This is a genomic window from Pseudomonas sp. S2_C11, assembly GCF_054668395.1.
Genome location: NZ_CP162765.1, coordinates 2,233,156 through 2,246,830, shown reverse-complemented (window position 1 = coordinate 2,246,830; position 13,675 = coordinate 2,233,156). Strand labels below are relative to the sequence as shown.

The window sequence follows — 13,675 nt, the reverse complement described above, 5'->3', positions numbered from 1 at the left end:
CTCCGCGTGGGAATGCAGCCCGGGACGCTCCGCGTCCCATTGGAACGCGGAGCGTCCCTGGAGGCGTTCCCACGCAGAGCGTGGGAACGATCAATTCCCTTGCTGCACGTGGGAACGATCAGGTTTTGCGACTGCTGCGCAGTCGAGCGGGGATAAATCCCCTCGCCACGGTGACTCAAACCATGCAATCAGAACTGCCAGTTCAGACTCAGGCCAACGCCGTGAAGCTGCTCGCGGCTGGCCAGTTGGCCGTTGTAATCGAGGTTGACCCGCACGTCCTTGCTCAAGGCCAGACTGGCCTGCACGCCGACCAGTGCGGCATCGCGTACCAGCGCCGAGCTCTCCACGGAATACGGCGTGCCGCCGCTGGCAAAACGCAAATGCTGCTCTGATTCGATATCGCTGAGGCTGTGCTGCCAGCCGAGACGGGCGCTGACGTCCAGCGCTTGCTGGCTGGAAAGGTTGAAGGTTTTGCTCGCCCGTACGCCCAGAGTGCTCAGCGCCACATCGCGCTGATCGCCCGAGCTTTTCAGCGCAGCGGCATCGCCCTTTTCGGTGAAGCCTTCGGTGTCCAGATGCAGGTAGGTCAGGTTGGCGAAAGGTTCCAGCGCCAGCGCTTGCAGCTGCAAGCGATACGCCGCTTCGCCGAAGACTTGGGTGGTGGTCGCGTCAACTTTGGCTCTCTGCTTGGCGCTGACCTCGTCGTATTGCAGATCGCGCGTCACATCGCCGCGATGCCAGCTGTAGGCCGCGCCAGTGCTCAAGCGCCAGGCGCCGAGGTCGTGTGCGGCGTAAGTGCCGAGGTGATAGCTGTCGACTTTCGCCGAAGAATGCGTGCCCGAGCCCATGTTCAAGGAGCTGTCGCTGTAACCGGTGACCAGACCGATGCGGGTCTGCTCGTCCAGCGCGCCGTCGACCCCCGCCAGCAGGCCGCCGATCGAGGTGTTGTAGCCCGCCGTGTCGTGGCCCGAATCGGTACTGCCCCAGGCGCCGAGTGCTTTGATCCAGCCATTGCTGCGTGTCGCCGATTCATCGTGCAGCCGCTCGCCGAGTGCATCACGCAACTGGCGGCTGTCGTTGATCAGCATTGTCCCCAGCGCTGGATAAATCTCGCCGCTCAGTTGCTGGAAGGCTTGCTGCGCCGAGGCTTGAGTCGGTGCACGAAGCACGCTTTCGTAAACCGAATTGCCGGCGCCCAGACCTTCGACTGCCGCCGCCACCGAACGCTGGTTCGGCGTTTGCCCGACGCTGGCGAAGCTGGTCGCGTTGCGCTGGATATTCAGCTGGATGCCGCTTGCGGCGTAGTCGAGAGCGCCGCCGATGAACAGGTAGTTCGGCACCACCGCAGCGAACTGCCCCTGCACGCCGCCGGCCGCTTGCAGGATGTTGTACTGGCGGCCGAGCAGGCTTTGCGCTTCGGCGCTGCTGAGCAAGGTCGGACTGTTTTCCAGCGCGAGGCTGACACTGGCGCCGCTGACGGTTGCCGTGCCGCCGGCAACGATGCGGTCACTGCTGGTAGGCGATAGCTCAACGGCGTAAGTCGAGCCCGGGGCGAGTGTCACATCACCAGCGACGTTCAAGGTGCCGATGGAATTGCCCGGTGCAACCCGGCCGCCGCTGTTGGCGGTCAACGCGCCGATGCGTCCGGAGCCGCCGAGGGTGCCGCTGTCGTTGACGGTGACCGCTGAGGTCAGCGAACCGTTGACGGTCAGCAGACCGCCGTTGACGGTAGTCGGACCGCGATAGGTGTTTGCGCCACTGAGCAGCAATTGCCCGGCGCCGGACTTGATCAGGCTGCCCTCATACACCCGGTTCGCCGCTGCCGCATCACGCAGCATGCCGACGGCGTAATCGGTCTGGTCCTGTTGACTGGCGCCGGCCGGGACACCGTTCTCCCAGCCTTTGTCCTGCAGGGTTTGCTGCCAGGCGCTGTGCTCGGCGAGGTCTTCGTTTTGACGCTGGAGCAGCGCGTTGTCGGAGATGTCGTTGCTCCAGACATCGCGCTGCCCTGCCCCCAGATTCGCGTCGAACGCACCGAGCAATTGTCCCGGCCCGCGCATCGCCCGATTGAGATTGGCGACGCCCCAACCGACGCGCTCGTTCGGTGCGTCGGTGACCGAGCCATCGAGCTGGGTGGCGGTGGTCAGCAGCACCTCGAGCGCCTGCTGATTGTTCATGTACGGATAGCGTTCCATCACCAGCGCCAGGGCGCCGGTCGCGTGCGGTGCCGCCATCGAGGTACCGGACTTGATCGCATAACCGCCACCGGGAATGGTGCTGTCGATCTTCGCCCCTGGTGTGGTGATGCACCAGTATTTGGCGATGCCGCACTGGTTGTACTTCTGCTGATTGCTCTGATCGAGCCCGGACACCGCCAGCCAGTGGCCTTCCAGATCCGGCTGAAAGTACGGCAGCGCCGAACGTACGCTGGCATTCGGGTAGCCGCTGTTGCCAGCGCTGAAGATGTTGATCACGCCGCGCCGGGAAACATCGGCAGCGGCGTCGAGCCAGGTGCCCTTGTTCCAGTGCTGCGCGTAGGCGGCGTGCAGATCCGCGAGGGTGCGGTAACTGACATCCGGCGGCTGACTGCCCCAACTGTTGTTGATCGCCCGCACCCCGGCATTGGCGAGGCTGTCGTAGACCGCTTTGAAATAACGCGGATCAGGGCTGGGGCCGAAGAGGAAGCTGTCGTTCTTGTTGGTGTTGCCGACGTAGATTTGCGCGTTGTACGCCACCCCGTGCATGCCGCTGCCATCACGGGCGGCGCCCATGGTGCCGACCACGTGGGTGCCGTGGGAATCGTTGTTGGGGTTGAGCGTGCCGTCGACGTTGAACGCTGAGCCATCGACGTAGCTACCGCTGGCGGTTACCGGGTGATAACGGTCGGCGGAGAATTCGGGGTGGGCGGCATCGAAACCGGAATCGAGCGCGCCGATTTTCACGCCCTTGCCGGTGATGCCGGCTGCGTAGGCCTGATCGGCCTGCATGCGTTCCAGGCCCCAGTCGCGCAGGAACTCGGCGCTGCGCCAACTGGCCGGATTGCCGGGCTGGCCGGGTTCCAGGTATTGCGCCTGCGTTGCCGAGGTCACCAGCAATAGCGTGCCGAGCGAAATCGGTTTGATGCGTACGTCCATGGTCATCATTCTCGTTTTTGTTGTTTTGTTCAGGGCTGATAGCGATGTCGCCCGTTCCCCTCACCCCAGCCCTCTCCCAAAAGGAGAGGGAGCCGACCGTGTTGTCTTCAGTTATTCAGCGACCTGGAAAACCAGTCGATTACGGATTCAGCACAGCTCGTTCAAGTCGGTGTATCTCGCCAATCTCCCCGGATCGGTCCCCTCTCCCCCTGGGAGAGGGTTAGGGTGAGGGCTGTTGCGCGACCACAAATGCTTCGTCCACCCGCGCCAGATCCTGCTCATTAACGTCTCGGTGCAAAGCCTCAGATCCTGCGGTGTCGCCCGTTCCCTTCACCCCAGCCCTCTCCCAAAGGGAGAGGGAGCCGACCGTGTTGTGTTCAGTTATTCAGCGACCTGGAAAACCAGTCGATTACGGATTCAGCACAGCTCGTTCAAGTCGATGCATCTCGCCAATCTCCCCGGATCGGTCCCCTCTCCCTCTGGGAGAGGGTTAGGGTGAGGGCTGTTGCGCGACCACAAATGCTTCGTCCACCCGCGCCAGATCCTGTTCGTTCAAAGTCCCGGCGTAGTAATGCAATTTGGTCCAGGCCATCAGGTAGTCGTAGCGTGCCTGGGCCAAATCCCGGCGGGTGGTGAACAGTTGCTGCTCGGCGTTCAACGCATCGAGATTGGTACGTTCGCCGCCCAGAATGCTTTGTCGGGTCGAGACCACCAGTGCTTCCGCCGACTTCAAAGCCTTCTGATAAGCACGCAATTTGCTCACTCCGGACAGGCACGCGCTGAACTGTCGGCGCAGTTCGATCAGGGTTTCGCGGGTTTTGCCATCCAGCTCGTACTCGGCCTGTTCCATGGTGCGGCTGGCCTGCCGTGTGGAGGCCGACACCCCGCCGCCGGCATACAGCGGCAGGCTGACTTCCAGGCCGATGGTGTTGGTTTCGTAGCGCTGGTTATAGGTGTTGCCGCTTTCCGACTCGTTGTCGCGCATCGAGGCATAGGCGCTTACTTTCGGCAGATGCCCGGCGCGGTTGCGCTCAACTTCGTAGCGCGCCACTTCCACGGCCTGACGCTGCGAAGCGAGGTTCGGGTTGTTGCTGATCGCCAGTTCATGCCAAGTGTCGAAATTGGCCGGTTGCAGCGTGAAGGTCTGGAATTGCTGACCAAGCGGCGCCAGGTCGCCGATGTCCACTGCCGGCACGCCCACCAGCGCACCCAGCTCACGCAAGGCGGCATCCTGCTCGTTGCGCGCTTCGATTTCCTCGGCAGTCGCCAGCTCATAGCGTGACTCGGCTTCAAGAATATCGGTGCGCGTGCCCTCGCCCTGCTTGAACATGTGTTCGTTCTGCTGGAACTGCTGCTCGTAGGCCTTTTTCTTCGCCTGGGCGATGTCGATCTGGTCCTGGGCGAACAAGGCTTTGGTGTAGTTATCCAGCACTCGCACCAACAGTTCCTGACTCTTGCCGCGAAAGGCTTCGTCGGCAAATAACGACTGCGCCACGCCTTTGCGATACGCCGCGTAAGCTTCGTAATCAAGCAGCGGTTGCTGCACCGTCAGCGCCGAGCCGTAACTGTTGTAGTTGCGCTCATCGGTGCGGTTGCGCGCGCGATCATCCAGAGACGTAGCCTTGGACGAGTTGCGGCCCTTGTTGTAGGTGTAGCCGATCCGTGGCAGCAACCCGGCGCGGCCAATCGCGCGGTTTTCCAGGCCTGCATCGCGCTCCTTGATTGCACCGAGAAACACCGGATCGTTGCGCAATGCCTGCTCGTAGATCTCAAACGGCCCCATGGCCGCGATTGCCGAGTGACTCGCGAGCAGCGTCATTGCGGCCCCCAGCATGCAAAGCTTTTTCATACAGCCGAACATCCTTATTCCTCGGTCAACGCAGAACCGGCGCGATCGAGCAGCGGTTTGAACAAATAGTTGAGGAGTGAACGCTCACCGGTGCGCACGAACATTTCCGCCGGCATGCCCGGCTTGATCACCAGGCCGTTGAGCTTTTCCATGGCCTGATCGCTGACGCTGCTGCGCAACACGTAATACGGCACGCCGGTTTTCTCATCGACCATCTGGTCGGCGGAAATCAGGCTGACTGCGCCGGGCACGCGCGGGGTTTTGCTCTGGTTGAACGCGGTAAACAGGATGTCCACCGGCAAATGCGTGCCGACCTTGTCGATCAGGTTGATCGGCAAGTGCCCCTCTACTTCCAAGGTGGTGCCTTGCGGAACGATCTCCAGCAGGGTTTCGCCCTGACGCACCACGGCGCCTTCGGTGTGCACGCCGAGGTTGACTGCCACGCCATCGGCGGTGGCGAGGATCTCGCTGTGTTGCAGGTCGAAACCGGCGGAGGTCAGCTGTTCGGACAGCGTCACGCTTTTGAGCTGCGCATCGGCCAGTTGCGTACGCACTTCCTTCTGGTATTCCTCGCCGTGCTGCTGCAACTTCAGGCGTGACTCAAGGATGCCCTGCTCCACGCGCCCGCTTTCACCGGTGTTTTCCGCCAGTTGCTGCTGCACTTGCGACAGTTGCCGTTGGTAGTCCATCAAGCGGTTGCGCGGGATGTAGCCGTTGTCGGCCAGCGGTTGCAAGTTGCTCAATTGTTGCTGCAAGGAACTGGCCTGGGCATTGAGGTCGCTGCGGGCGCGGCGCATGCCGGCCAGTTGTGCGGTGGCGCCTTCGATATTGGCGCGCAGTGCCGCTTGTTCCCGGAAGAACGCTTCGCGGCGGCTGCTGAACAGTTGCCGCTGGCCTTCCAGCACCAGCGCCAGGCGCGGGTCCGGGTCGTTGCTCAGCTCGGCCGGAAAGGTCACTTGCTTGAGGTTGTCGCGCTCAGCTTGCCAACGCGCGAGGCTGGCCCAAGCCATGCGGTACTGCGCCTGCAGCGATTGCACGTCGGCAGCCACTTGCGTCTGATCAAGGCGGAACAACGGCTGGCCCTGCTTCACGATCTCGCCTTCGCGCACCAGAATCCGGCTGACCACACCGCTGCTCATCGACTGCACGGCCTTGCGCTTGCCCGAGACCACCACCGTGCCCTGCACCGGAATGCCCTGATCCAGCGGCGCCAGTGCCGCCCAGGTGAAGAAACTGCCAGCGCCGACGATGGCCAGAATCCAGCCCATGCGCGCGAAGAATTTCGCATCACGCTCCGGGCGCTCGGTGAGGTAGGCGTGTTCCATGTTCGCTTCGTTTTCAGTGTTCATGCTGGCGCTGCTCATACACCCGAATTCCTTGTCGAGGGCTGATACTGCCGGCTCATGCTGAGCCCGCCCGGTGTTTGTGCGGCTTTTTCGCGTTGCTGTTCGTGCTGGCCGGAAAGTGCCTTGAGCACATCCTGACTCGGGCCGAACGCCTGCAAACGACCATCGTTGAGCACGAGCAATTTGTCAGCCTGAGCCAGCACCGAAGAACGGTGCGTGACCAGAATCACCGTGGTGCCTTGCGCCTTGAGTTGCGCAATGGCGCTGGCCAGTGCGGCTTCGCCGACGGTGTCGAGGTTGGAATTGGGTTCATCGAGCACCACCAGACTCGGCGTGCCATATAGCGCGCGGGCCAGGGCCACGCGCTGTTTCTGGCCACCGGACAAGCCGCTGCCGTCCTCGCCCAGTTGCGTGTCGTAACCTTGCGGCAGGCGCAGGATCATCTCGTGGACACCGGCCTGTTGCGCGGCGGTGACGACTTTTTGCGGGTCGGCTTCGCTGAAGCGCGCGATGTTCTCCGCGATGCTGCCGCTGAACAATTCGATGTCTTGCGGCAGGTAACCGATGTAGGGACCAAGCTGGTCGCGGTTCCAGCGGTGAATATCGGCACCGTCGAGGCGCACCGTGCCGCCCAGAACCGGCCACACGCCGACCAGCACTCGAGCCAGCGTCGACTTGCCGGAACCAGACGCGCCGAGCACGCCGAGCACTTCGCCAGCACTCAGATTGAAATTGACCATGTGCAAAGTGGCCGCACGCTGCCCCGGCGGGCCGGCGCTGACTTGCTCGAAGCTGATCTGGCCTTTCGGTGCCGGCAGTGCCATCGCCTCGTCGCTAGGCGGAAACGCCTGCAACAGCGCATCAAGGCGCCGGTAAGCCAGCTTCGCCCCGCTCCACTGCTTCCAAACGGCGATCAACTGATCGATCGGGCTCAGCACGCGTCCCATCAGGATCGAACCGGCGATCATCATCCCCGCCGTCATGTCGCCCTTGATCACCAGCAACGCGCCCAGGCCCAGCACCAACGATTGCAGGCACAGGCGCAGGGTTTTGCTCAGCGAACTGATCACCGCGCCGGTGTCGCTGGCCTGGTTCTGCAAGCCGAGAAACCGCGAATGCACCCCGAACCAGCGCTTGCGCAGCGAGCCGAGCATGCCCATCGCCTGAATGGTTTCGGCGTTGTGCAAGTGACTGGTAGCCAACTGACTGGACTGCTGGGAAAAACCGGCGGCTTCGCCCAGCGGTTTTTTGGTCATGTATTCGTTGAGGCACGCCAGCGCGATCAACAACAGCGCGCCCGCCGTGGCCAGCACGCCGAGCCAGACGTTGAACAGGTAAATGACAAACAGATAGACCGGGAACCACGGCGCATCGAAGAAGGCGAACAGCGCCGGGCCGGTGACGAACTGGCGAATGTGGGTCAGGTCGCCCAGCGACTGCCCGGCGTTACCCTCGCCCTTGAACAGGTTGCGCTCGAACGCGGCCTGATAGACGCGCAGATTGAAGCGCCGCTCCAATTGGCTGCCGATGCGGATGACGATAAAGCTGCGGATCACTTCCAGCAGGCCGATGAAGGCGAAGAACCCGACCACCATCAACGACAGCATCGCCAGAGTGGTTTCGTTCTGTGACGACAGCACCCGATCGTAAACTTGCAGCATGTAGATCGACGGCACCAGCATCAGCACGTTGATCAACGCGGTGAAACAACCGACGCTGATCAGAATGCTTTTATAGTCGCCCAATGCCTTGATTAACGGAGCGGCCGGAGACTTCGCCATCTTCATTGATTCTTCCTGAGTTCATAGTCTCGTCGGTGCGGACGAGCATTCCATTGATATTTCGCGTACCTGCCAAAGATCATTTGCAAGTAGTGCTTACAATTTCATAACAAGTTGATCGGCTTCGCGGTTATAACGCTCGGTTATTGCAGTACATCAACTTCGCGCAACTACCCAGCCACCGCTTAGTGCCCGATGCGTTCGAGCAAGATAAGCAATTGCGAACTCAACCTGCTTGCGTAAGAGCCATCCCCCCGGCGGCTGAAAAAGGCGATTTTCGAACCCTCCTTGCCAGTGATGGCAATGCCATCGGGTTCTGGAAACCAGCCAATCGGGACTTCGCTCAACCACGCGCCCAGACAATCGGCGCCCTCGCCCAAGGTCTTGTCTGGCGCAAGATCGACAACGCATGTGTTCGACGGCTTGTCTTGCAACGACCGCGTTTCGGGTGTGTCGTTGTGACCGGTCAATGTGGCCTGCCAGCGCCCGGCGAATGCCGAGGGTTCTTCGAGTCTGAGGCTGCTTGCCATGCTTGTCGCTCCGGTCATCATCAGCGTGACTGCCATCAGCCATGCCATCGTCGTGTCAGTTAAAACGTATCGAGTCATAGGAAATTTCACTTCCGCTCGTAGCCTTGCTCGGGGATCAGGCCGATGCAAGCGAAGAAAGCGACGCACGAGGCGCCGCTTTCCTTTCACATCACGCCACGATGTCGCTGGTCGCAGCCTGACCCACGGTGCTGACGATGAAGTCAGCCACGCCATGCCCGGAGAAATCCACCGACAACAGGCTATTGCCGCCCGACGAGGTCAACACTGCGTCGCCAGCCGAACCGGTGAAGCTGTTGACGAAGTGCAGGCCCGCACCGTTGGTGATGCCGGTCAGGTCGATTTTGTCCAGACCGCTGACGAAATCGAGGATCTGATCGATCGCACCTGGCTTGGAGTCCGAGCTGGCGGCGAACACGAAAGTGTCCGAACCGGCGCCGCCCCACAGCTTGTCGGCACCGCCAGCGCCGTACAGGATGTCGTTACCGGCACCGCCCTTGAGCTCGTTGGCCACGCTGTTGCCGATCAACAGATCGCTGCCCGAACCGCCAATCGCGTTCTCGATGACCGCGCCCTTGGCGATCGACACGTTACCGACCATGCCGCCAACGTCGGAGAACGAAGCGCTGTTGAGGTTGATCTTCTGGTTCTGGGTGAAACCGGAGAAATCCAGGGTGTCCTTGCCGCCGGCATCCCACACCGAGAACACCACTTTGTCGCTCGACGACGACGCGCTGAGGAAATCGCGGCCGGTATTGGAGTTGAAGCCGTAGGTGGTGTCGCCGGTGCGGGTGGTGGTGTTGGCGCCGTAGAGTTTCTGGATGGCTGCGATGTCGTCCATCAGCGGGCCGGACGAATAGGCTTCGACGCCGCCCTTGCTGAAGTTCTGGTTGGTGTTGCTCTCGCTCCAGTAACTCATGACGCTGTAGCCACGGGTGTCCTGGCCGTAGGTCGCGTCGTTGTAGGTCGGGTTGCCGTTGCCGGCGTTGTAGTCGCCAGGGTGAGCAAGGCCCAGGGTATGGCCGATTTCGTGGGTCAGGGTCTGACGACCGTAGTTGTTCAGATCCGGGTTCTTGTTCTGCGTGTAACCGCTGTTGATCAAGTACCACGAGGTGCCGTCATAACCGGCGCCGGTCCCCGGCAGATAGGCAAACGCCGCAGCGCCATCCTGGCCACCGCTGTAGTTACCGAAGGTCATGTGCCCGTCGCCGCCCGAGGCTCTCTCGGTGAAGGTGACATTGGCCACATCGGCCCAGGACTGCATGGCGAGCTTGGCCTGCGCCTGTTGCTGCGCGCTGAACTGACTGAACCCGGTGATCCCGTGCTTGTTCATCGTGCTGTTCGAGGCCGAGGTCAGGAACGTATAGGTGAGTTCGATCTTGCCGCTGCTGTCCTTGTCCTGATAGGCAGCGCCGTCACGCAGCAATTGCGTAGCCGCCTGATCGACGGTGTACGAGGGTTTGCCATTGACCGTGAGGTTGCCGCCACGGTCATACTGATGGCTGAAGCTATTGATCTGGTTGTACGCCGAGCTGAAGGCAGCCAGCTGGAAAGCCTGTTCGGCGGAATCAACAGCATTGGTTTTAACTTTCGACATAAACACACTTCCTTGTTTAGCAATGGAACAGTTTTTGTCCGACAGGACGATCTTTGGCGAGATCGTCCTATCACTCGCCCAATGAAGGCGTAACGAACCTGACACAATTGGAAATCTGTCGTAAAGGATTTTTTTGCGATCCAATTTGGTGGTATCAGGAAACTGCCGTAAACAAAGCGTGCGGGGAGGAAAGATTGTTTTTAGTTGTAGCGAGGGCGCAAATTGTCTGACGATTTTCTATTTAAATATTAAATATCGGTAAGTTTGGATTTGTTGGGCAAGTCACACTTTCAGTCAGCGGTGCCAGTGCTTTGATATCAACTATGCTGATTCATTGAATAACAAATGTGGGAGCGAGCCTGCTCGCGAAGGCGCCAAGCCAGTCAACATAAGAGTCGAATGACAAACCGCTTCGCGAGCAGGCTCGCTCCCACAGGGGTCTTGTACGTTGGCCTGAAAAAACTCAGCTGCCGGTACGAATCTTGTTCCAGACCCGCGTACGGATCCGGTCGATATTCAGCGGCATCGCTTCCAGCGCAAACAGCTTGCCCATCATTTCCGCGCTCGGGTAAACCTTGGTGTCGTTCTTGATCGCCGGATCGATGAGCGTGTCCGCCTGTTCGTTGCCATTGGCGTAGTGCACGTAGTTGGTGATGCCCGCCATGATATCGGGGCGCAGCAGGTAATTCATGAAGGCGTAGCCGGCCTTTTCGTCCGGTGCGTCGGCGGGCATGGCGACCATGTCGAACCAGATGGCCGCGCCTTCCTTGGGAATCGCATAACCGATCTCGACGCCGTTCTTGGCCTCCTTGGCGCGGTTCTCCGCTTGCAGGATGTCGCCGGAAAAGCCGACTGCTACGCAGATGTCGCCGTTGGCCAGGTCACTGGTGTACTTCGAGGAATGGAAGTAGCTGACGTAGGGCCGCACTTTCATCAGCAAAGCTTCGGCTTTTCTGTAGTCTTCGGGATTCTTGCTGTGGTGCGGCAGGCCGAGGTAGTTAAGTGCCGCCGGGAGCAGTTCCGGGCCGTTGTCGAGGATCGCCACGCCGCACTTTTGCAGTTTTTCCATGTATTCGGGTTTGAAGATCAGATCCCAGGAATCCACCGGCGCGTCGTCGCCCAGCACCGCTTTGACCTTGGCGATGTTGTAGCCGATACCGGTGCTGCCCCACAGATAAGGGAAACCGTGCTCGTTGTTCGGGTCGTTGGTTTGCAAGGCTTTGAGCAGTGCCGGGTTGAGGTTCTTCCAGTTCGGCAACTGACTCTTGTCGAGTTTCTTCAGCGCCCCACCCTGAATCTGCCGCGCCATGAAGTGGTTGGAAGGGAACACCACGTCGTAACCGGATTTGCCGGTCATCAATTTGCCGTCGAGGGTTTCGTTGCTGTCGTAGACGTCGTAGGTGACGCCGATGCCCGTGTCTTTCTGGAAATTCTTCGTGGTGTCCGGGGCGATGTAGTCGGACCAGTTGTAGACCTTGACCGTCTCGGCCGCGTGACTGACGGAAGCGGCCAGCAGCAGCGGCGCCAATGCGAGGGTTTTCTGGATCATGGGGCGATTCCTGTATGGGCTTTTTTTGTTGGCAGGCAATCAAAGGATCGAACAATCAGAAAATCAGCACGTAGCTCTTGCGCACGGTTTCCTGGATATCCCAGATCCCGAGCGTGTTGGCTGGCAACATCAGTGCGTCGCCGCCTTGTATGTGCAGGGTTTCGCCGCCACCGTCGGGGGTGAAGGTGCAGCGCCCGGAAATGAAATGGCAGAACTCCTGCGCGGTGATCTGCCGCCGCCAGCGGCCCGGGGTGCATTCCCAGACGCCGGTTTCAACGCCGTCATCGCGCTCGACGCTGGTGGTCGAGGCAATTGCGACGCGCTCGCCGAGGGGCACGGCGACCGGGCTGGATTCATCGAGTTCGAGCGTGGCGGTGTTCTTGAATTGGGTGATGCTCATGGCGTGACCTGTTTATTGAGGGAAACGGCGTTCAGTGCATGAAACCTTCCATGAACCCGGCGACTTGGCTGGCGAGCTTGCGCCGCCAGGGCGCGGTCGCCGGATTGGCCAGCGTCTGGTCTTCATGCACGAAACTTTTGATGATCGCGTTGTAGCCGAGCCAGCGGCATGGCTCTGGCTCCCAGGCACGCAGCGCGTGAATGCCACCGTCGGGCAGGACCCACGGTTGTTGGGTCAGCTCGCTGTCGCGCTCGAGAATCAGATCGGCCAGGGTGCGCCCGCCAAGGTTGCTGGCGCCGACGCCCTCGCCGCCGTAACCGCCCGATAGCGCGATGCCGTTGGCGCGGTCGCAAAGCATGTGCGGCTTGAAATGGCGCGACATGCCGAGGTTGCCGCCCCAGGCGTGGGTGATTTGCACGTTTTTCAGCTGCGGGAACAGTTCGCCGAACAGATAGCGGCGCAACTCGACTTCATCGCGAGTGAGGTTGAAGTCATGGCGTAGCTTGCCGGCGAACTGATAACCGCCACGGGCGCCGAAAATCAGGCGGTTGTCGGCACTGCGCTGGCCATAGGTGACTTGACGGCTGAACTCACTGAAGGCTTGCCCACGATTCAGGCCGATTTCGTCCCAGGTCGCGGCGGACAGCGGCTCGGTGGCGACAATCAGACTTTGCACCGGCAACTGATAACGGCCCAGCGGCGGCAACGTCACCGAATAGCCTTCCACGGCCGGGACGATCCAGCGGCTGCGTACGCTGGCCTTGGCAGTGCGCAAACTGCCGGATTGCCAGTGGGTAACCGGGCTGTTTTCGTAGATTTTCACGCCCATGTTCTGCACGGTCCGCGCCAGGCCACGGACCAGTTTCGCCGGGTGAATGGTCGCGACATGGGGAGCGAAGATGCCGCCGTAGGGCTTGGCTACCCGGATCTGCTGGGCCAGTTGCTCGGGACTCAGCCAGCGGTAATCGTCGTCAGTCAGGCCTTGGGCATGCAGCTTGTTCAAGTAATCGCGCAGAACGGTTTCCTGCTCTGGGTAGCGCGCAGCACAATAAAGCACCCCGCCCTTGCGGTAATCGCAGTCGATGCCTTCGCGTTCAACGACGATCTCCACTTCATCAGGAATGCTGTGCAGCAGATCAAACGACGCCCGCCGTTGCTGCGGCGATAAGCCTGCGAGCAAGCGATCCTCACCCAGCAAGTTACCCATCAGCCAGCCGCCATTGCGTCCGGACGCACCGAACCCGGCGGTTTGCGCCTCGATGATGGCGATATCCAGGCCGGGCGCCTGTTTTTTCAGGTAGTACGCCGTCCACAGTCCGGTGTAACCGGCGCCGATGATCGCCACGTCGACATCTAGATCCCGCTCAAGCGCAGGGCGCGCCAGCAGCGGCTCATCGAGCTGATCCATCCACAAACTGATCGTGCGCCACGCCGACATGCCAGACTCCGCCACTGAAAACCTTCGATGGCG

General features: G+C 60.9%; 9 protein-coding genes. All 9 read right to left on the bottom strand.

Going from position 1 to position 13,675, the window contains the following annotated elements; all coding sequences use genetic code 11:
* Positions 1–188: 188 nt before the first annotated feature.
* Positions 189–3,134, bottom strand: coding sequence for an autotransporter serine peptidase EprS (eprS, locus tag AB4N48_RS10205; RefSeq protein ID WP_460095334.1), 2,946 nt, complete (start codon positions 3,132–3,134; stop codon positions 189–191).
* A 490-nt stretch (positions 3,135–3,624) separates the two neighbouring features.
* Positions 3,625–4,995, bottom strand: a complete 1,371-nt coding sequence (locus tag AB4N48_RS10200) for a TolC family outer membrane protein (RefSeq protein WP_460095333.1) — start codon at positions 4,993–4,995, stop codon at positions 3,625–3,627.
* A gap of 2 nt (positions 4,996–4,997) precedes the next feature.
* Positions 4,998–6,347, bottom strand: a complete 1,350-nt coding sequence (locus AB4N48_RS10195) for an HlyD family type I secretion periplasmic adaptor subunit (protein WP_460095332.1) — start codon at positions 6,345–6,347, stop codon at positions 4,998–5,000.
* The gene (locus tag AB4N48_RS10190) at positions 6,344–8,116 is read right to left on the bottom strand and encodes a type I secretion system permease/ATPase (RefSeq protein ID WP_252867671.1); all 1,773 of its coding nucleotides are present in this window, start codon (positions 8,114–8,116) and stop codon (positions 6,344–6,346) included. Before AB4N48_RS10190 ends, AB4N48_RS10195 begins: the two co-directional genes overlap by 4 nt.
* A 179-nt stretch (positions 8,117–8,295) precedes the next feature.
* Positions 8,296–8,718, bottom strand: coding sequence for an AprI/Inh family metalloprotease inhibitor (locus AB4N48_RS10185; RefSeq protein WP_460095331.1), 423 nt, complete (start codon positions 8,716–8,718; stop codon positions 8,296–8,298).
* Between the two features lie 91 nt (positions 8,719–8,809).
* Positions 8,810–10,255, bottom strand: coding sequence for a serralysin family metalloprotease (locus tag AB4N48_RS10180; protein WP_056789836.1), 1,446 nt, complete (start codon positions 10,253–10,255; stop codon positions 8,810–8,812).
* Between the two features lie 463 nt (positions 10,256–10,718).
* Positions 10,719–11,804, bottom strand: coding sequence for a polyamine ABC transporter substrate-binding protein (locus AB4N48_RS10175; RefSeq protein ID WP_460095330.1), 1,086 nt, complete (start codon positions 11,802–11,804; stop codon positions 10,719–10,721).
* Positions 11,805–11,859: 55 nt separating this feature from the next.
* Positions 11,860–12,204 (bottom strand): cupin domain-containing protein, encoded by a 345-nt coding sequence (locus AB4N48_RS10170; RefSeq protein WP_095180089.1) that lies wholly within the window; start codon positions 12,202–12,204, stop codon positions 11,860–11,862.
* A 31-nt stretch (positions 12,205–12,235) separates the two neighbouring features.
* On the bottom strand, positions 12,236–13,642 hold the full coding sequence (locus AB4N48_RS10165; RefSeq protein WP_056789827.1) for an NAD(P)/FAD-dependent oxidoreductase: 1,407 nt from the start codon (positions 13,640–13,642) through the stop codon (positions 12,236–12,238).
* Between the last annotated feature and the right edge of the window lie 33 nt (positions 13,643–13,675).

What these genes read in the sequence shown, in the direction of transcription:
- eprS (WP_460095334.1), bottom strand. Translation starts at nt 3,134, where the DNA reads ATGGACGTACGCATCAAACCGATTTCGCTCGGCACGCTATTGCTGGTG.
- AB4N48_RS10200 (WP_460095333.1), bottom strand. Translation starts at nt 4,995, where the DNA reads ATGTTCGGCTGTATGAAAAAGCTTTGCATGCTGGGGGCCGCAATGACG.
- AB4N48_RS10195 (WP_460095332.1), bottom strand. Translation starts at nt 6,347, where the DNA reads ATGAGCAGCGCCAGCATGAACACTGAAAACGAAGCGAACATGGAACAC.
- AB4N48_RS10190 (WP_252867671.1), bottom strand. Translation starts at nt 8,116, where the DNA reads ATGAAGATGGCGAAGTCTCCGGCCGCTCCGTTAATCAAGGCATTGGGC.
- AB4N48_RS10185 (WP_460095331.1), bottom strand. Translation starts at nt 8,718, where the DNA reads ATGACTCGATACGTTTTAACTGACACGACGATGGCATGGCTGATGGCA.
- AB4N48_RS10180 (WP_056789836.1), bottom strand. Translation starts at nt 10,255, where the DNA reads ATGTCGAAAGTTAAAACCAATGCTGTTGATTCCGCCGAACAGGCTTTC.
- AB4N48_RS10175 (WP_460095330.1), bottom strand. Translation starts at nt 11,804, where the DNA reads ATGATCCAGAAAACCCTCGCATTGGCGCCGCTGCTGCTGGCCGCTTCC.
- AB4N48_RS10170 (WP_095180089.1), bottom strand. Translation starts at nt 12,204, where the DNA reads ATGAGCATCACCCAATTCAAGAACACCGCCACGCTCGAACTCGATGAA.
- AB4N48_RS10165 (WP_056789827.1), bottom strand. Translation starts at nt 13,642, where the DNA reads ATGTCGGCGTGGCGCACGATCAGTTTGTGGATGGATCAGCTCGATGAG.